An 18675-nucleotide genomic window follows, 5' to 3' on the forward strand; every position below is an offset into this window, starting at 1 on the left:
TTTAGAATCCTAAACTCAATTGTGGTGACAGTTGTTTTACGTACTTAGATGAACCCTGCGTTAATATCTGTTGCCGAATATCAAGCGTGGAAAGCTCTTTTTGAAACCGTGGACTATCTTCACAACGAATAAAGAACTTAGCACGTGAATACGCCACGCCTAATCGTTTCAGCAAATCAATATGCACTTTTCCAAAACGTCGTGCTTGTACGATTTTCTTGGCAGACTTCACCCCAATCCCCGGCACACGCAAAATCATTTGATAATCCGCACGATTTAAATCCACTGGAAATTGTTCAGGATGACGCAATGCCCAGCTCAATTTTGGGTCAACATCTAAATCTAAATGTGGGTGTTTTTCATTGACGATTTCGTTGACTTCAAAACCATAAAACCGCATCAACCAATCACTTTGATAAAGCCGATTTTCCCTTAATAATGGAGGCGCTGAACCGACTGCTGGTAAATAGTTATTTTCGGTGTTGATTGGTATATAACCTGAGAAATAGACACGTTTGAGTTTAAATTCTTTGTAATGTCGATCTGCCATCACCAGCACATCTTGATCAGTTTCCTGATGTGCGCCCACCACCATTTGTGTGGTCTGCCCTGCGGGTACATATTTCGGCACATGCTTGATAATTTGACGTTCATCTTTAAGTTGAATCAGTCGATCTCGTACTAAACCTAAATCCTTTTGTACTTCTTGATGTGATTTTTCAGGGGCAAACGCTTTTAATCCGACCTCAGTTGGCATTTCTAAATTGATGCTCATCCGATCTGCATAAAGCCCTGCTTCGTGAATTAGCTCAGGCGATGCCCCAGGAATGGTTTTGAGATGAATATAGCCATTAAAATTTTCTTCTAGACGCAATTTTTTCACCACTTGCAGCATCCGCTCCATGGTGTGATCAGCAGATTTGAATATGCCTGAGCTAAGAAACAATCCCTCTATATAATTACGACGATAGAAATTAATAGTGAGATCAACCACTTCCTGCACTGTAAACGCGGCCCGTTTGACATCATTGGAACGGCGTGACACGCAATAGGCACAGTCAAAAATACAGACATTACTGAACAGAATTTTCAGTAATGAAACGCAGCGACCATCTTCTGTATAGCTATGGCAAATGCCTGAACGACTGGCATCACCTAGCCCCTTATCTTTATTTTTACGATCACTACCACTAGAGGAACAGGACACATCATATTTAGCTGCATCCGCAAGAATTTGTAATTTTTCACGAATACGATCAGACATAGCAAACACCTCAGTGACAACATCATTTCAAAGCTAACATTTCATGATTTGAAAATTAAGATTGATAAAGATGTTATGCGTCATGAGGTGACGTTTGAATGATTGGATAAAGTCTTTTCGAGACAGGCGAAAATCCTTATACTCATTTTCAGTCCAAACTACTTAAATTATATTGATGAGCTGTAATTACTTAGAAAAAATTAAAAGTGCTATTGGATTTTCTCAAGAATTAGGACTAAAAAATCTTGTGCTAACACCTATAGAAGACCAGTACACAAACAAAGAAGAGCTAGAAAATTTATTAAAAATTGTAAATGGTCATTTATTTGATTTCATTGAACAAAGATTCGCCGTGTATCCTTATTGGGGAGATATGTGCTTAGATTTGAATGCTCATGCATTTATGTATTTACACGCTCTTGGCTACAATGTAGACATGGTATTTGGAAACGTCAATGTTAATAATTCACCTGAAGATGAATTCAACGTTACTAAAGAATCATTAAAAGATGAATACATAAATAGAATAACTCAAGGCAACCAAGATTTACATGCGTGGGTGAATGTCGGTGGCGAGATCATTTTAGATTTTGCACTAATGCCGAGACTGATTAAGAATTACGATTATCCGCGTGAATTTGGAGATGTAATATGCTTTACGACAGATATCTTAGAAAAAAACTATAAATTGATTTACAAACCAATATTAGTTGGTTCAGATTTTTTTGCGACTACAAATAGCTATAATCCACTAAAAGAATCCTTAAAATTAAAAGCAATTCTAAAATCACAATTTAGGTAAAGCCTTTGCCACTCACCATCAAAATCCTTATACTTAAGCACAATTTTTGTTTGATTCCAGTGGATGCACCATGAGTCGTGCTATATCGCATATTGATACATTTCAGGGCTTAATTCTTGCCCTACAAAACTATTGGGCGGAGCAAGGCTGCGTCATATTACAACCATATGATATGGAAATGGGTGCAGGTACATTCCACACTGCAACTTTCTTACGCGCATTAGGTCCAGAAACTTGGAATGCGGCGTATGTTCAACCTTCACGTCGTCCGAAAGATGGTCGTTATGGTGAGAACCCAAACCGCTTACAACACTACTATCAGTTTCAAGTGGTACTTAAGCCAAACCCAGACAATATCCAACAACTTTATCTTGATTCATTAAAAGCGATCGGCATCGACACACTAACGCACGATATTCGTTTCGTAGAAGATAACTGGGAATCTCCAACACTTGGTGCTTGGGGCTTAGGTTGGGAAGTTTGGCTCAATGGTATGGAAGTGACTCAATTCACTTACTTCCAACAAGTCGGCGGTGTTGAGTGCTACCCTGTGACTGGCGAAATTACTTACGGTTTAGAACGTCTTGCGATGTATCTTCAAGGTGTAGACTCAGTTTACGATCTTGTTTGGACTAAAGGTCAATTCGGTACTGTGACATACGGCGATGTATTCCATCAAAATGAAGTTGAGCAATCGACTTATAACTTTGAATATGCCAACGTTGAAAAAATGTTTGAATTATTCGATTTCTATGAAGCCGAAGCAACTCGCTTAATGGAAGCTGAGTTACCACTCCCTGCTTATGAGCAAGTGATTAAAGCATCGCATAGCTTTAACTTGTTGGATGCGCGTGGTGCGATTTCAGTGACTGAGCGTCAACGTTATATTTTACGTGTTCGTACATTGGCACGCTCTATTGCACAAAGTTATGTGGCTGCACGAGCGAAGCTCGGTTTCCCAATGGCAGAACCACATTTGCGTGATGAAGTATTGGCTCAACTGAAAGCACAAGTTGAAGCAGAAGCAGCACAAAACAAAGCCAATGCATAAATGGGAAAAAATCTGATTTAGGAAAATAAAATGCCAAGTGTTGTGATTGAAGTAAGACGTGAATATTCAACTGAACAAGAAATAGCAATCATTGATGCTGTTCAGTCTGCTTTAGTCCAACATTTTCAAATTCCTGAAAAAGACAAACATATCCGTTTTTTCGCTCATTTACCGCATCGTTTTGCTTGTCCACCACATCAAGATCAACCTGAGTTTTATACTCAAATTAGTATTGATGCATTTGCTGGACGTTCTGTGGATGCAAAGCGAAATCTTTATCAAGGAATTGTAAATAACCTTGAAGTGCTCGGCATTCCACCAAAATACGTGACAATTATTATTCGAGATATTCCCTTAGAAAATTGGGGTATCCGTGGCGGTCAAGCAGCGTGTGATGTTGCATTGGGATTTAAGGTAGATGTTTAGATCATCTTGCTTATGACAGATAAATATTTTTAGAAGACATTTGAAATGACACATACCGTACTATTTGAATTGGGCTGTGAAGAACTTCCACCCAAAAGCTTAAAAACTTTACGTGATGCTTTAAAAGCAGAAACGGAAAAAGGCTTAAAAGATGCAGGCTTAAATTTTGCCGCTATAGAAGCTTATGCTGCGCCACGTCGTTTGGCACTCAAAATTATTGATATTGATGCGGCTCAAGCAGACACACAAAAACGTTTTGATGGCCCTGCTGTTCAAGCCGCTTATGATGCAGAAGGCAAACCAACTAAAGCACTTGAAGGCTTTATGCGCGGTCAAGGTATTACGGTTGATCAACTTTCGACTTTTCAAGCGGGTAAAGTTGAAAAAGTTTGCTTCTTGAAAGATGTGAAAGGTCAAAGCCTTGATGCTTTACTGCCACAAATTTTACAAGCTGCATTGGATAACTTGCCAATTGCAAAACGTATGCGTTCAGCGGCAAGCCGTACTGAATTCGTACGTCCAGTAAAATGGGTGGTATTGCTGAAAGATGATCAGGTGGTTGAAGCAACTATTCAAGATCACAAAGCAGCTAATGTGACGTATGGTCACCGTTTCCATGCACCTGAAGCTGTGACTTTGGCGCATGCAAATGACTACTTGGCAACGTTAGAAAAAGCATATGTGGTTGCGAATTTTGAAAAGCGTCAAGCAACCATTCAAGATCAAGTGAAAAAGTTAGCTGATGAAGTCAATGCGACTGCGATTGTGCCAGCAAACTTACTTGATGAAGTGACTAGCTTGGTTGAATGGCCTGTTGCGTTACGTGCGACTTTTGAAGAGCGTTATTTAGCAGTTCCTCAAGAAGCGTTGATTACCACCATGCAGGATAACCAGAAGTATTTCTGTTTGATCAATGCTGAAGGTAAATTACAGCCTTACTTCATTACCATTTCAAATATTGAGTCGAAAGATCCGATTCAAATTATTGAAGGAAATGAAAAAGTTGTACGCCCTCGTTTGTCAGATGCAGAATTCTTCTTCTTACAAGATCAAAAGCAACCGCTTGCATCTCGTAAAGAAAAACTTGCGAATATGGTATTCCAAGCACAATTAGGTACGCTTTGGAACAAATCAGAGCGTATTGCTAAATTAGCCGTTGCCTTGTCACCAATTACAGGTGCAAATGCAGCCGATGTTGAAAAAGCAGCACTACTTGCTAAGTGTGATTTGACTTCTGAACTTGTGGGTGAATTCCCTGAACTTCAAGGGATTGCAGGCACATATTATGCTCGCCTTGAAGGTGAGAATCATGAAGTTGCTGAAGCTTTAGGTGAGCAATACTTACCTAAGTTTGCGGGTGACGTACTACCACAAACCAAGACAGGTACCACGATTGCGCTTGCAGATCGTTTAGATACGCTTGTTGGTATTTTTGGTATTGGTCAAGCGCCTACAGGTTCTAAAGACCCATTTGCATTACGTCGTTCTGCAATCGGTATCTTACGTTTGATCATTGAAAATGAACTTGATGTGACGATTGAAGAACTGGTTAACTTTGCGCTTCAAGGTTATGGCGACGTGGTTAAAGATCATGATAAGACGCGTGCTGATGCCGTTGCGTTCCTTGAAGGTCGTTACCGTGCTAAATATGAAGATCAAGGCGTAGCGGTTGATGTGATTCAAGCCGTTCAAGCACTTGCTCCAAAATCTCCTCTTGATTTTGATAAGCGTGTGACTGCGGTCAATCATTTCCGCACCTTGCCAGAAGCGGCTGCATTGGCTGCGGCAAATAAGCGTGTTGCCAATATTCTTGCTAAAGAAGCGACACCAGAAGGTGCTGTAGTTGAAGCGAATCTAGTCGAAGCTGCTGAAAAAGCGCTTTATGCAGAACTTCAAGCACTCACGCCAGTGGTTCAGCCTTTACTTGCTACACGTAACTACACAGAAGCATTATCTAAGCTTGCTGCTCTTCGCGCGCCGATTGATGCATTCTTTGAAGGTGTAATGGTCATGGCTGATGATGCAGAGTTGAAAGCAAACCGTTTACGTTTATTGGCTCAGTTGCGTGATTTATTCACAGCGATTGCAGATGTAAGTGTATTGCAGGGTTAAGTATTTAAAATACTTGATCTTTAAAATAAACCCCGCTATATATTTAGTGGGGTTTATTTATTGGGCTCGTAAATGAGATTAGTTAAAGTACAAGTACAAAATTATAGAAGTATTATTGATAGTGGTGAGTTTGATATAGAACAAATCAAAACCGTCTTTGTTGGTATTAATGAGGCTGGAAAAACAGCCCTTCTAAAAGCTATTAACCATATAAATCCTGGCAGTGATATTGAAAAAGTTAATATTCTAAGAGACTTTCCTCGCTCTAAGTATTCTGAATATGTACAGAATAAATCAACAGATGAAATCAACAAAACTCCCTTAGTAAAAGGTTGGTTTAGCCTAGAGCAAAGTGATATAGATGAAATTGAAAAACTACCTTACTTTAATCACAATTCAATTGATTTAGAAAAATGTTTATACCTTAGAGATCAAAGGTATAGCCATTGTTTCCATGAGGTAACAGAATTTAAAAAAACTATATATGGTGATATAAGAAAATCTACTCTCAGACTCATAGATGCTTTAAGCTCGAACTCTTCAGCACAAGAAATAATTGGAGAGCTAAACAACTTCTTAGAAACAAATAAACATGACTTCTTAATACTATCAGCTGAAAATTCAAAAAAATATATACAATTAGTTGAAAAAGCAGAAATTAAAATTGATGAAGATAATGAAAAAGAAATTCAAAGAATTGTTGATCTAAGGAATTTAGCTAGTAAAAATATATTCCATGATGAGCTAATAAATTTTTTAGCTAATAGACTCCCAAAATTCATTTATTTTAATAACTATATAAAGGTTAAACCTCTCATACACTTACAACAATTAGCAGATCGACAAGATCAAAAAACAATTGATGATAAATATTACGATTATGGTAATTTATCTTTATTAAAATTTCTTGGCTATACCCCAAGAGAATTATCAAACTTAGGTATCGAAAATAATAGTACTGATACCGATACTTTTAGGGCTAAGCGTGATGAGCGTCAATATAAACTCAATGCTTCTAGCATTAGACTCACAGATTCAATTAAAGAAATTTGGAATCCAAATAATTCAAAAGATGAAGCTTCACAACTTCGTGTTATAGCTGATGGACAATATTTGAAAGTTGCTGTAATTGATCAGTTAGGAGCAGAAATCGAACTTGATCAACGCTCTGAAGGTTTTCAATGGATGGTTTCTTTTTTTATTGTTTTTGAATCTCAAGCTGACAGTGATTATAAAAATTGTATTCTTTTATTAGATGAACCAGCGACGAGCTTACATGCATTAAAGCAAAAAGAGTTTATAAGAACTATTAGTAAGTTAGCTGAAAAAAATCAAACTATCTATACAACACATTCCCCTTTTATGATTTCCCAAGATGAGTTAGATTTAGTAAGAATTGTTGAACTGACCGATAGATCTACAGGTACATTAGTTAATAATAAGATCGTTTCTAATGATCCAGCAGCACTGTTTCCACTACAAGAAGCATTAGGGTACAACCTCGCTCAAAGTATGTTTACTGCAAAGAAAAATGTACTTTTAGAAGGTCTTACAGATTTATGGTACCTAGAAGGGATTAATTCATTATTTGATAAGAACCTTGATCCTAGCATTGCTTTATTACCTGTAGGAACTTCTGCAAAAATTTCTTACTATGCCTCTATGCTTAGCAACAATGACTTAAAAACTTTAGCCCTTCTAGACTCTGATGTAGCTGGAGATAAAGCAGCAGAACAAGATACTGTTATCTACTCATTAGGTGCTAAAAATATACTTAGAACCAAAGAGTTTTTATCTGAAGAAATTAAAAATTCAGAGATTGAAGATATTATTCGAGAAACTTTAGTCAATATTTTTAAGGATCAATATCAAATAGATATTTTAGACGAGGAAATAACGTCAGATAAACCAATCATTGATATTTTCAAAAAAGCTAAGAAAGATTTCTCAAAAGCTCAGTTGGCAAAAGCCTTTTTAAGTTGGGCAAAAAACCATTCCTCAGCAGATTTATCAACTGCTGAGCAAGTAAATTGTAAACATCTAATTGACACTATTAATAAAAAGCTAAAATAGTAATAGGGCTCCTGATATCAGGAGCCTTTGCATAACTATAATTTAACAGGACTTAACAGAACTGTATCAATTTCACATCACCTACATTCTTTTCTTGAACTTGGCGATAAGCTATAAAACTTGAATTGCAGCAATATTGCCAAAAGGATAAAAGATGATGAAAAAAGTACCTGCACTGTGTTTAGCGACTGCACTGATCGCATCGTCTTCTCTCTGGGCAGCCGAAACAAATACAACTACGGCGAATACAAACACTGCAACGGCTGAAAAAACACTTCCTTATGGTGACAACCCTAGCCTTGGTCGAGTATTGCTCTATAAAACAGGAAAAGGACTACAAAACTTAGGTGGCTCGATTCAAGGTGCATCTGAAAACACCTCTCAAAAAATTGGTGAGAAATGGCAAGACACCAAGAAATATACCGAAGAGCAATCTGAGGTTGTTCAAGCCCAAACTGAAAAAGCTAAACAGTACACTGCAAAAAAATGGCAAGATACTAAAGATGCTGTAGTTGGTACCAACGAAGGTAATGTCCCAATTGAACGAGCTGAACTCAGTCAGCCCTCGAAAAACTAAATTTACGACCTCTACTAAGTAGAGGTTTTTTTATAGCGAAGTATTGAATCAAACCAAGATGAACTTGCTCACTACACTATACGGTTTGACGAAAATAGCTTTGATATGACTTATAAATAATCGAGCCTAAATTTACAGTGTTGTCTCAAAACCTTGGTTGAATTTCACGAATTAAGTCGACAAACTGAAAAGAATTTAATTGAACTGGAATCCGTAAATGAGCTTAACACCATTAAAAGTTGCTTTATTATCAATTGTTAGCAGTTTTACTTTTTCTGCATGTTCTACCTATCAAGCGAAAAGTGTATCTTCTCCTCAAGTTTTAGAACAAGTTAAAAATATCGAAGCAACACCATCAACCAAGAACAATAAGGCTCAACTGATTAAACAATCCAATAATTGCTTAATTGAGTTCACTGGATATTTTGATGGTGGACAAGCTGTAGAACATTGGATTTTCAATCAACATGGACTGATCTCAGCAAACTCAAGTACACAACAATACAAAGATGCCGAAGTTGAAGCTGAAGCTGAAACATCAACTGCATTTGATACACAAGACACTGTAGTACAAGCCAACTTTAAGAAACTGCAAAGTAATTTTAAGCACAAAAACTTAGCAAAATGTATTGAATCAACTTAAATAAAAACTCGTTGCAACAGTGTTCATTTGCAACGAGTTATGGCTTTTCAAATATTTTTTGGATCAATTTAAACTATAAAAAATTAATCTTAATTTGATGTGAGCCCATTGGTTGCAGCCAATAGATCTATACGTGGGAATACTAAGCCAGTGCGAGTATCAGTGACTAATTTACCCGTTGCTCTTAAACGATTAACTGTTTGATCAATGGTTTCTGTTGGACTCACGCCATTGGCACGGAGTAAAGCAATTGCCCCCGCAACATGTGGTGCAGCTTGCGAAGTTCCACCTTGCGTATAACCACCCGCTGTAATCATTGCACCAGGTGCAAGTAAAGTCACAAGTGAACCACCATTACTAAAGCAAGTCACTTTATCTGCAGCAGTGGTTGGATCAGAGCATTTTAACGGATTACCCCAAGACGCACTGCCGATATTACTGTCATACACAGCACCTACACGTACAGCACCTGCCACACAAGCAGGTGACGAAATCCCATCCGAAAATGCATCATTACCTGAAGCAACCACAGGCACGACACCCGCGGCACGTGCATTTGCAAAAGCAGTACTATAGCTACTGTTACTACATTCGGAAGTATATTTCACACCTGGTACACCCAAGCTTAAATTCACTGATTTAATGTTATATGTTTGCGCATTATTTACAGTCCAATTTAAGCCCGCCAAAATATCACTGTCATAAGCAGTACTGCCCCACTGACCATTCACGCGAACACGGCGGAAGGTATCAATGCCAATAATTTTGGTTTTCGTGGCAACTTTAGACACGATGCCTGAGACATTACTCCCATGACCATTATCATCTAAATTGCCATCATCGGGCGCACTATCGAAAGCATAGACAACGCGACAGCTTGCAGCAGGTGTATTGATTGCAGTACATCCAAAATCACTATGCTTATAATTCACACCTGTATCAATCACCACAACGCTTGATCCTTCACCTGTAAAACCATTGCTTACAGTCTGAGGTTGATTGATCAAAGGGAGACTTTCCATTGTGTTGGTAGTATTTTTTCGATTCGGATAGACGCCTTTTACAGATGGATCATTGAGCACTTTTGCTAAAGTTTCTCGATTTTGAATTCGGTATAAGCCCAATGGCAAGCCATTAAATTCACGCAAAGTTTGGAAACCTGATTCTTGTGAAAATTTATTTTTAAATCGGGTTTTCCCATCTGCAATATATGATCTTTTTTCTAAACCTAAGGGAATACTGGCAGAGTTCATATCATATTCGATCAGTAAATCATTCGACTCATTGCTGACCAATGCATTAACATCAATTTTTCCTTGCGCAACTTTACTTATCGCACTTGAACTCAGTCGTTGTTTTAATTGAGTTGCGTTGAGTGAAGCAGCAGAAGCTGACGTGGTATATAAAGCACATAAACTTAGCAAAAATAACGTTTTATTTATCAATTTCAATCTCCATTGTTCTTGGGTAAAGAACTTTTGAATCACTAAAACTCTCGGATAAAGAGCATTTGATTATTAAAGTGTTTTGATTTCATTTGCAGGATCTTTGTCAGGATCTATCGGTTGTATCGAAGGATCACTTTTGGTGTCATAAAACGGAACCTCCTCTTTTGTTTTTCTAGTTTGATTTAACAATGTTGCTGTTGTGACTTGTTTTTTTTGCGCCTCCTCTTGGTTGAAGTGTTGCGATGTGGTTTCAAGATGGTCATCTTTGATCTGATGAATATACAGATCATCGGAAGAAGTTAAGGGATCTGAGGGCTGGAAATACATCACCAATACCCCCAAACCAATCAATACAAGTAAAAAAGCCGCTATCATTTTCATTTAATTTCTCCGATGCTTTTTACTAACAATCACAAAGTTATTTACTCAAACGAGCTAAAAAATCAAAATTATTACTTTAATATTCACATTTATTTTCATATCAATAAAATAAAACCTCGAAGATGGAAAATCTAAAAAAGTATCATGATCTTTCATTCATAATGATTTACTCATCTCATCAAATGTTGGAAATACAAAATTCTGTATCCACCTGACACAACATATAAATCAAAATAATGTAGAGTATTTTTTATACCAAGCAATAAAAATGCCAGTTTTCTATTAAAAAAAGCCAATTTAAATAATGCTTATTTATTCAATAGTTATGTTTTTAATTTTATTTGCTTTCATCAATTTTAATTTGAATTTTTATAAATTAAAAATCACTTATAAAGGTATATTTTTCACATAGTTATTAAAGTACTTTATCTTCACAATTTATATCTGATGTGTTTTTCAGTTGTAATCTACATGTAACGTTTTGCTGAAATCCATAGCTTTCCCCTTTTTCATCGATATGATGCATTTGCGTTCATGAAGTGCCCCAACATGGCACATCTTTAAAGGAAATCGCAATGAAAAAAATGATCAAAACAGCTATCGTGACAACAACGCTTCTGGCATCTGCTTCAATTTTTGCACAAAATGTCGGGGTAAATGCCAATGGCTCAGCACAAGTCAATGTTCAATCTGGCGGTTTGATTAAAGGCGTCACTGGACTTGCTAAAAACACTGCTCAAGGCGTCGGAAACGTAGCTCACGGTGTTGGTCATGTCGCACATGATGTCGGTCACAGCGCTGTAAATACAGGTGTCAATGTGACTCAAAAAACCGTTACTGCTGTCGGTAATGTCGGTTCACATGTGGTTAATAAAACAGGTGAAACCTTAAAAAACACCAAAAACTATACGGTAGACAAAGCTGGAGATGCCCAAGCTTTTGCTACTGAAAAAAGAGCTGATGCAAAGAAACGTTATCAACAAAGTCAAAATGATCCGAAATCAATCGGTGTAAATACCCAAGCGGGTGTACAACTTGGCAACTCATCAGTTCAAACCCAAACAGGTTTAAATGCTAATAATAAGCAAGCTCAAGCTGGTGCAAATGTTGGAGTGAAAGTATTGGGTGTAAATGCGAATGTAAATACCAATGCAAAAATTGGCGCTAACTAACTGTTCATCAAACTGTTTTATAAAAAAGCCCTTTGATATTTCAAAGGGCTTTTTTATTTAGCCTACATTTAAATGAGTACGCTCATCTGGACTATGTTCGATAAAATGCGTAAATCCTGATTCATCGCAACTCAGCGTCAATTGCTTATAACTTAAACTGCAATATTCAGCATAATGCTTAAAGAGCAATAGAGATTGATCTAAAGCCAATGCTTCACCCTGCTTCACTAATTTATGAATGCCACGATCATTCATGGTCAGCACATAAATTTCATGGTTGAGTTCAAGCTCAAGCACAGCATTTAATTTCGGCGTTAAAGGCAACAGATAATGGAAATTTGCATTGATTGTTTCTAAATCATAAGTCTCAAGCTTTAGACTCACTAAGTTAAACACCAAAAAAGTATCATTGCCTGTTTTGATTGCAGGAGAAACTGAATGGGTCTGCTGTACAAAATGCGGATGTGCACCTAGCTTACGCAAATTCTGTTCAGTACCTTGTTTTAACTTGAATAATTGCTGAACGAGTTTTTGCTTCATATGTGCATCAAAATAACGCTCATCGAGTTCAAAATCATTATTTTGCAATATTTTCAGTAAAGCTTGATGATGCCTCGGCAGTAAAGCATCTAGTACATGACGATAATAAAATTTACTCTGTTTTTTAACTTCACGAACACGTTTATTGAAATAAGTAATTTCAAAAGGCTTTTCAACAAAATCATTTAAAAGCTCTGAGCTTGCCAAAACAGACAATGCTTCATGCCCCGTGAAAGGCAAATGAATCACATGCATTTTAGGCAATAAAGGCTGGATCTTTAGAAAGTGCTCTTTATCTTCCGCATAGTATGGATCATAGACGATGATATATTCACGTGATGAATCAACTTCATCTGATTGAATCTGCATATCCTGATGAATATTGGCATCAAAAAATTCGGCGTAACGGCGATCTTCAACCACATTTGGATCAATCGAGTATTGCGGAACAAAAGCCACAATTTTTTGCATATTCAATAAATTTGAATACTTGATAGCAGCATAGCCGCCCATGGAGCCGCCATAGCCGACAATGCCTTTAAATTGCTGCAAAATCGGTTGAATCTGCTGCTGCATCTGCAACATGCTACTTTTTGGAAACCAAGACTTTTGCTTCGGCATAATGCCGATCACATTGTACTGATATTTGATCAGCGATTTTTCAGCATTAATCGACATGCCTTTGGCACGGCTAATCAAATCACCGAATGAAATCACCAAAGTGTCACTTGAACCTTTTAAGAAAATAACGCGGATATGTTCATCTTCAAATATTATTTGCTTGTCCATGCTCACACTAAAAATTGTTCCTGAGCTTGTATCAAAAAGTCACCAAATGATGCTTTTGCCAAACCATAATTGCGGAGTATCTTATTTTATAGAGATAAGACAGATTAAAAAGCGCAAAAAATGACACAATCCCTACATCCTACTGCCAAAAAAGGCTTTAGCTTAGGGGCTAAACTCTATCAACAGGTTCGCCCCAGTTACCCACAAGAAACAGCTATTTGGCTGCAAGATCAGCTCCAAATAGGAGAAAATTCAACTGTTGTTGACCTCGGTTGTGGGACTGGCAAATTCTTACCTTTTTTAATTCAGACGCAAGCCAAAGTGATCGCGGTCGACCCCGTCATTGAAATGTTACAACAACTGCAAATAAACTATCCCACAATAACGTCAGTTCAAGCATCGAGTGAACAGCTACCTTTAAACACGGACACAATTGATGCCATTGTATGTGCTCAATCCTTTCATTGGTTCGCAAATCTTGATGCATTAAAAGAAATCCACCGTGTCCTCAGCCCAACAGGTCATCTGGGATTAATTTGGAATCAACGTGATATTCAAGTCGATTGGGTTAAGGCCCTTGCAGATGAAATAGCGCCTTTGGAAGGTGATACACCGCGTTATCATAGTGAGCAATGGAAAAAAGTTTTTGAGGATCAGTCTTTATTTAAATTTGAGCGCTTGAATACATTCCAACAAATCCATCAAGGTACCGTAGAGCAAGTGGTCAGTAAGCGTTTACTATCGACCAGTTTTATTGCAGCGATGAGCGTTGCAGAGCAGCAAAAGCTAAAAGCGCGATTTGAACAAATAGTATTTGATTTTACAGGCTTAACTGCGCAAGATCAGATAGGTTTTCCTTATATCACTTATGCTTATCATTTTCAGAAAATGCCCATTGAAGGATTAAAACGAGTTTATTTATGAACGTAAAATTTAAAACAACATTTGCGATTGGTTGTATCCTTAGTTCAACATTATTACTGACTGCATGTAATAAAGATAAAGAACCCGCAGCCAAGAATGAAAGCCAAACCAACTCGAGCACGGATGCAATTGGTCAACTGAATCAAACACCAATTAAGCAGTTTCCAAGCACACCTGATGATGGACATGATATTGCGATTTTAGATGACTATGACACTCGTTTTACCGAAATGAGTGACAGTATGGAAATTGAATTGGCGAAGATGAAACAAGCCAATACGCTCACACCAGAATTTGAACAACAACGCCAAAAAGATAATATTAAATCTGCTCTCACCATGCTCAAACAACTTGAACTGAAAACTGAGCAAGGTCGTTATATTCAAGGGTTATTATATGATTACTGGGAACAGCAAGCCAAAAATTTAGACCAAGCAACTTTGGCAAATAACAATCAACAGGTAGATGCCAATAAACAAGTCAATCATCTTAATGAATATTTACATGCACAAAGTCAATTGCATCACTGGAAAAGTGCCCAAACACCTGAAACAAAAATGCAAACTGAATAAATATTTGCTGTAAAAAAGGGTCTGTTCAGACCCTTTTATCATTAAGAATTTTAAATTTACTCAATAAAATTTAAATCTTCTGTTTTTCAATCCATTCAATTGAATTGACTCGAAATAATTCACAAGCTCCATCACCGACTCCACCAGGAGTGAGGGAAGATGTCCAAACCAAATCCTTATCGCGCACTTCAACCAACTCTCCTTTTAAGTTGACCAAATCACCGCGTTTCACCTGTTTGATTTGTTTTGCAATTTCAGGGTTAGCAGGAATGATGTGCATATTTGACACCAGCTTTAATGCTTGATCGGGTGGAACAGGTAATTTTTTCATATTCCAATTTAAATAACGATCATATTGACGCACTGAAATTGTCCGTGCGATATCTGGTTCTGCAAATAGACCTAGACTCACCGCATAATCAATAGGTGAAAATTTTGCTTGTTCATCATCATGATAGACTTTTGAACCTAAAATACGAAAATTACCATCAAAAGGTTTTAATACCGAGATAGACTGATACTTCACAACAGGGGATAAACCATTGGCAATATTGTATTCAACTGTCGAAGTTGATGCATGGGTCTGCCCGATTGCAACCACCATACATAAACTCATCCATAGACGTTTATTCATGGTTTTATCATCCTCAAACGACCAGTAAAATTTTGAGCAACTGCTTCATTTCATAGTATGCTGAGACGATGAAAAAAAGTGCTTTTTTTAGTAACAATCAAACTCAGTTTGGTCATATTTTTGTGCTATTAGTTTTTATACTTTCTTTTGAATATTGAATGGATGCCTATGCTTTACCAATTTTATCAACGTCGTATTTTTCCGCATTTACTTAATCAAGTCATGCAAACAGCAAGTTTGATGGATCGACGTCGAGAGTTATTGCTACCAATTGAAGGTGAGGTGCTCGAAATTGGTTTTGGAACAGGCTTAAATGTGCCTTTTTATGGCAATGTAGATAGCTTATACGCACTTGAGCCTAATCCAGATATTTATCAATTGGCTGTGGAACGTGTTCAACATGCTCCTTTCTATATCAAACATGTGCAATCCAGCGCTGAGAAACTGCCTTTTGCAGATGCATCTTTAGATCATATCGTTTCGACATGGACGCTATGTAGTATTCCTCAACTAGATCAAGCATTGGCTGAAATCCATCGGGTGTTAAAACCAACAGGCACTTTTCACCTACTTGAGCATGTTAAGCATCCAGACTCAGTTAAAATACAATCATTACAAACGTTATTGACGCCAATTCAAAAAAGAATAGGTGATGGTTGTCATTTAAACCGTGATATTGAACGTCATGTTTTACAGGCAAATTTTCAGTTCATCGTGAAAGACTATTTTGATGCGGAAGGTATTCCTGCTATTGCACAAAAAATGTTATTGGCAAGAGTACAAAAACGCGAGATGACAGCTTAAAGTGAGCTGTCAAAATCAATTTTTAGCGTTTCAAAGCGGACTCGACCTTGCTGTATCGCTTGAGCAATCGCCTGTTGCCCTTTGCTTAAGCGCGCTCCTCCACTTTTAATATCTAATAAAATGACTTCTATATCTTCAGCACGACCATCCCCATCACGAAAATCGGTATAACCATCAAACACGACATAATCGACAGGATCGCCAAGAAATTTGGCATCACTAGGCAGATATTGAAATTCAGGTAAGATCGGCGCAAATTGCTCAGCCATTTTTCCTTTTAAGACTGCACGACTGGTATTCACACTACGTTTTTGTGCATCTAATAATGCTTGTTTATGTTCGAGTTCTAATTCAGCAATATATTTTTCATATTCAGCTTGAATACGACCATTTCGACTGCTCGACAAAATAATCGTGGTGATCACAACACCAATACATCCACCAATTAACATGGCAAGCCAAACTGACATATAACATTCCTTATTCGTTAACGCTGCTATTTAACTGCAACATTAAACTTTTGTCATGTGTAACACACTCTTATAAAAAAGATGCTAAGGTATAGTTGAATATAAAATCCACGTTTAAAAAATCTAATTCCATGAAGACAATATTAGTTGCAAATCAGAAAGGCGGTTGTGGTAAAACCATGACGGCAATTACACTCGCAGCAGCTTTATCACAGAAAGGCTATAAAGTTGCACTTGCAGATGCAGACAACCAAAAATCATCATTACAATGGCTCAAGCAACGTCCAGACACTGTCACCAATATCCAAAGTCTTGACTGGCGACATGAAAAATCAATTGGTGAAGCACCTAAAAATCTCGATTATTTAATTATTGACGCGCCAGGTGCATTATCAGGTGAACATGCTGAACAACTGGTCAGTGAAGCGCATGCAATCGTTACGCCATTACAACCTTCATTTTTTGATATAGATAGTACACGTCGTTTCTTAAAACACTTACAAGACATCAAACGTATTCGTAAGGGTAAAGTACAAATCTTGTTGATTGCAAACCGAGTCAAATCCAATAGTGCGAGTTCTAAGGATATTCAGGACTTTTTTAACAAAATAGAACAAGAACCTGTCGCATGGATTTCTGAACGCAGTGCATATGGCACATTAGCCATGCAAGGGCTCAGTGTCTTTGATAAAACTCAGAAAAATTTTGTGTCGATCCAAACACAATGGCAACCTGTATTAAATCAGTTAGTCGACGATCCCAGCGAATGGTTCTAAACAGTATGATCAGTGCTAATCTTTTGATAATTAATATTGAAATCGTATGGTGAAAATTTCACTGAACGTGTTTTTCAGTTAATATGTTTTCAATTATTTTTTGGCACTAGAGAAAACTATGGTGCAACAATACGCTCCAACTTTACAACGCGTTTTATTGTTTGGACTGTTTTTTGTTTTAATGTTTTTGGGATTTAGTATTCTCAAATACTTCATTGTGCCTGTTCTTTGGGCAGCTATTATTGCCTATATGACTTGGCCTGTATATCTATGGGTACAACGTCGTTTTTTTGGTGAAAATCGCCCGACTTTAAATGCAACAATCATGATTACCTTAGTCATTCTGGTGATCGGTATTCCCTTTGTTTGTGCTATTTTTATGCTACAACTCGAAGGTCGGAATTTATATTTCAATTTACAAAAACAATTATTCTCAGGTCACATCCAAGTGCCTGACTTTATTAAAAATCTCCCTATTATCGGTAAAGACATCAGTCGTACCGTCAATGAGTTAAGTGCAGACCCGAATAGCATTGCAAAAAATGTTGCTGAGTGGATTCAAGGACATCTTAGTTATGGTCGTTTTGTCTTAAGCGAAATTAGCCGTAATTTGGTGAAACTTACTTTTGCCATCATGACGTTGTTCTTTTTTTATCGTGATGGGCAACTGATTTTGGCGCAAGTCAGTCGTGCTTTAGAAATGGTGATCGGTCCTCGTGTCCATCATTATCTTGATACGATTTCTGAAACAACACGTGCTGTGGTTTATGGGGTGGGTTTAACTGCGGTTGCTCAAGCTATATTGGCTGGTTTAAGTTATTTTGTTGCGGGTGTTCCTAACCCAATGCTACTCACCATTGTCACCTTTATTTTGGCATTGATCCCTTTTGGCACACCAATCTCATATCTAGGTGTTGGCCTGTGGCTATTTGCTCAAGGACAAACCGTAGAAGCTATTGGTGTTATCGTTTGGGGATTACTAATCGTGAGTAGTTCGGATAACGTGATTCGTCCTTTAGTCATCTCAGGTGCAACGCAAATTCCATTCATTTTGATTATGTTTGGTGTATTGGGTGGTATTGCCAGTTTTGGTTTAGTCGGTCTGTTTATTGGTCCAGTCATTTTGGCGATTTTATTGGCAATCTGGCGTGAATGGTTACATGAAAACATTCCCGAACCTGTTGCTGAAATCGAAGCACCAATAGAAACAAAATAAA

Annotated in this window: 19 protein-coding genes; 13 read left to right on the forward strand and 6 right to left on the reverse strand. The window is 37.5% G+C overall.

From position 1 onward, the window contains the following. Position 1: 1 nt before the first annotated feature. A complete protein-coding gene (locus F933_RS07065) occupies positions 2–1264 on the reverse strand; it encodes a putative DNA modification/repair radical SAM protein (RefSeq protein ID WP_005059791.1) in 1263 nt (420 codons plus the stop codon). Between the two features lie 175 nt (positions 1265–1439). On the opposite strand from F933_RS07065, the gene F933_RS07070 reads away from it, so the two are divergent. From F933_RS07070 to F933_RS07100, 7 genes are all read left to right on the forward strand, one after another. Further along, on the forward strand, positions 1440–2066 hold the full coding sequence (locus F933_RS07070) for a hypothetical protein (protein WP_005059793.1): 627 nt from the start codon (positions 1440–1442) through the stop codon (positions 2064–2066). Between the two features lie 70 nt (positions 2067–2136). Further along, on the forward strand, positions 2137–3117 hold the full coding sequence (glyQ, locus tag F933_RS07075; protein WP_005059795.1) for a glycine--tRNA ligase subunit alpha: 981 nt from the start codon (positions 2137–2139) through the stop codon (positions 3115–3117). A gap of 30 nt (positions 3118–3147) precedes the next feature. After that, a complete protein-coding gene (locus F933_RS07080) occupies positions 3148–3543 on the forward strand; it encodes a tautomerase family protein (protein ID WP_005059797.1) in 396 nt (131 codons plus the stop codon). A gap of 45 nt (positions 3544–3588) precedes the next feature. After that, positions 3589–5655, forward strand: a complete 2067-nt coding sequence (gene glyS / locus F933_RS07085; RefSeq protein ID WP_005059799.1) for a glycine--tRNA ligase subunit beta — start codon at positions 3589–3591, stop codon at positions 5653–5655. Positions 5656–5727: 72 nt separating this feature from the next. Then, on the forward strand, positions 5728–7728 hold the full coding sequence (locus tag F933_RS07090; RefSeq protein ID WP_005059801.1) for an AAA family ATPase: 2001 nt from the start codon (positions 5728–5730) through the stop codon (positions 7726–7728). Positions 7729–7882: 154 nt separating this feature from the next. Then, positions 7883–8305: a hypothetical protein gene (locus F933_RS07095; RefSeq protein ID WP_034710581.1), complete on the forward strand. Its 423-nt coding sequence runs from the start codon at positions 7883–7885 to the stop codon at positions 8303–8305. Between the two features lie 217 nt (positions 8306–8522). Then, on the forward strand, positions 8523–8948 hold the full coding sequence (locus F933_RS07100; RefSeq protein ID WP_005059806.1) for a hypothetical protein: 426 nt from the start codon (positions 8523–8525) through the stop codon (positions 8946–8948). Positions 8949–9037: 89 nt separating this feature from the next. On the opposite strand, the gene F933_RS07105 is transcribed toward F933_RS07100, so the two are convergent. Together F933_RS07105 and F933_RS07110 are read right to left on the reverse strand one after the other, a co-directional pair. Then, positions 9038–10393: a S8 family serine peptidase gene (locus F933_RS07105; RefSeq protein WP_034710583.1), complete on the reverse strand. Its 1356-nt coding sequence runs from the start codon at positions 10391–10393 to the stop codon at positions 9038–9040. Between the two features lie 72 nt (positions 10394–10465). Further along, complete coding sequence (locus F933_RS07110) at positions 10466–10777, reverse strand: hypothetical protein (protein WP_005059811.1); 312 nt, start codon at positions 10775–10777, stop codon at positions 10466–10468. A gap of 575 nt (positions 10778–11352) precedes the next feature. Between F933_RS07110 and F933_RS07115 the strand changes: the two genes are divergently transcribed. Then, positions 11353–11949 (forward strand): hypothetical protein, encoded by a 597-nt coding sequence (locus F933_RS07115; protein ID WP_005059813.1) that lies wholly within the window; start codon positions 11353–11355, stop codon positions 11947–11949. A 57-nt stretch (positions 11950–12006) separates the two neighbouring features. Here the strand turns inward: F933_RS07115 and F933_RS07120 are convergent, their stop codons facing one another. Next, positions 12007–13278, reverse strand: a complete 1272-nt coding sequence (locus F933_RS07120; RefSeq protein WP_034710586.1) for a hypothetical protein — start codon at positions 13276–13278, stop codon at positions 12007–12009. A 120-nt stretch (positions 13279–13398) separates the two neighbouring features. Here F933_RS07120 and F933_RS07125 point away from each other — a divergent pair, with 120 nt between their 5' ends. After that, positions 13399–14202: a class I SAM-dependent methyltransferase gene (locus F933_RS07125; protein WP_005059819.1), complete on the forward strand. Its 804-nt coding sequence runs from the start codon at positions 13399–13401 to the stop codon at positions 14200–14202. Further along, positions 14199–14774: a hypothetical protein gene (locus F933_RS07130; RefSeq protein WP_005059820.1), complete on the forward strand. Its 576-nt coding sequence runs from the start codon at positions 14199–14201 to the stop codon at positions 14772–14774. The genes F933_RS07125 and F933_RS07130 overlap by 4 nt, the downstream gene beginning before the upstream one ends. Positions 14775–14844: 70 nt before the next feature. On the opposite strand, the gene F933_RS07135 is transcribed toward F933_RS07130, so the two are convergent. Further along, on the reverse strand, positions 14845–15408 hold the full coding sequence (locus tag F933_RS07135; RefSeq protein ID WP_005052107.1) for a hypothetical protein: 564 nt from the start codon (positions 15406–15408) through the stop codon (positions 14845–14847). Positions 15409–15576: 168 nt separating this feature from the next. Between F933_RS07135 and F933_RS07140 the strand changes: the two genes are divergently transcribed. After that, positions 15577–16212, forward strand: a complete 636-nt coding sequence (locus tag F933_RS07140; RefSeq protein ID WP_005059823.1) for a class I SAM-dependent methyltransferase — start codon at positions 15577–15579, stop codon at positions 16210–16212. Here F933_RS07140 and F933_RS07145 read toward each other — a convergent pair. Further along, positions 16209–16682, reverse strand: a complete 474-nt coding sequence (locus F933_RS07145) for a Holliday junction resolvase-like protein (protein WP_005059826.1) — start codon at positions 16680–16682, stop codon at positions 16209–16211. The genes F933_RS07140 and F933_RS07145 overlap by 4 nt on opposite strands. Before the next feature lie 131 nt (positions 16683–16813). On the opposite strand from F933_RS07145, the gene F933_RS07150 reads away from it, so the two are divergent. Beyond that, the gene (locus F933_RS07150; RefSeq protein ID WP_005059827.1) at positions 16814–17458 is read left to right on the forward strand and encodes a ParA family protein; all 645 of its coding nucleotides are present in this window, start codon (positions 16814–16816) and stop codon (positions 17456–17458) included. Positions 17459–17579: 121 nt separating this feature from the next. Further along, entirely contained in the window at positions 17580–18674 is a 1095-nt protein-coding gene (locus F933_RS07155; RefSeq protein ID WP_034710925.1) for an AI-2E family transporter, read from the forward strand. Position 18675 lies beyond the last annotated feature (1 nt).

It is taken from the genome of Acinetobacter beijerinckii CIP 110307 (assembly GCF_000369005.1).
Taxonomy (GTDB): Bacteria; Pseudomonadota; Gammaproteobacteria; order Pseudomonadales; family Moraxellaceae; genus Acinetobacter; species Acinetobacter beijerinckii.

Bases quoted from the DNA above. Each gene is read 5' to 3' on its own strand.
- F933_RS07095 (WP_034710581.1), top strand. From the start codon at position 7,883: ATGATGAAAAAAGTACCTGCACTGTGTTTAGCGACTGCACTGATCGCA.
- F933_RS07125 (WP_005059819.1), top strand. From the start codon at position 13,399: ATGACACAATCCCTACATCCTACTGCCAAAAAAGGCTTTAGCTTAGGG.
- F933_RS07150 (WP_005059827.1), top strand. From the start codon at position 16,814: ATGAAGACAATATTAGTTGCAAATCAGAAAGGCGGTTGTGGTAAAACC.
- F933_RS07090 (WP_005059801.1), top strand. From the start codon at position 5,728: ATGAGATTAGTTAAAGTACAAGTACAAAATTATAGAAGTATTATTGAT.
- F933_RS07115 (WP_005059813.1), top strand. From the start codon at position 11,353: ATGAAAAAAATGATCAAAACAGCTATCGTGACAACAACGCTTCTGGCA.
- F933_RS07135 (WP_005052107.1), bottom strand. From the start codon at position 15,408: ATGAATAAACGTCTATGGATGAGTTTATGTATGGTGGTTGCAATCGGG.
- F933_RS07070 (WP_005059793.1), top strand. From the start codon at position 1,440: ATGAGCTGTAATTACTTAGAAAAAATTAAAAGTGCTATTGGATTTTCT.
- F933_RS07120 (WP_034710586.1), bottom strand. From the start codon at position 13,278: ATGGACAAGCAAATAATATTTGAAGATGAACATATCCGCGTTATTTTC.
- glyQ (WP_005059795.1), top strand. From the start codon at position 2,137: ATGAGTCGTGCTATATCGCATATTGATACATTTCAGGGCTTAATTCTT.
- F933_RS07140 (WP_005059823.1), top strand. From the start codon at position 15,577: ATGCTTTACCAATTTTATCAACGTCGTATTTTTCCGCATTTACTTAAT.
- F933_RS07065 (WP_005059791.1), bottom strand. From the start codon at position 1,264: ATGTCTGATCGTATTCGTGAAAAATTACAAATTCTTGCGGATGCAGCT.
- F933_RS07100 (WP_005059806.1), top strand. From the start codon at position 8,523: ATGAGCTTAACACCATTAAAAGTTGCTTTATTATCAATTGTTAGCAGT.
- F933_RS07110 (WP_005059811.1), bottom strand. From the start codon at position 10,777: ATGAAAATGATAGCGGCTTTTTTACTTGTATTGATTGGTTTGGGGGTA.
- glyS (WP_005059799.1), top strand. From the start codon at position 3,589: ATGACACATACCGTACTATTTGAATTGGGCTGTGAAGAACTTCCACCC.
- F933_RS07130 (WP_005059820.1), top strand. From the start codon at position 14,199: ATGAACGTAAAATTTAAAACAACATTTGCGATTGGTTGTATCCTTAGT.
- F933_RS07145 (WP_005059826.1), bottom strand. From the start codon at position 16,682: ATGTCAGTTTGGCTTGCCATGTTAATTGGTGGATGTATTGGTGTTGTG.
- F933_RS07080 (WP_005059797.1), top strand. From the start codon at position 3,148: ATGCCAAGTGTTGTGATTGAAGTAAGACGTGAATATTCAACTGAACAA.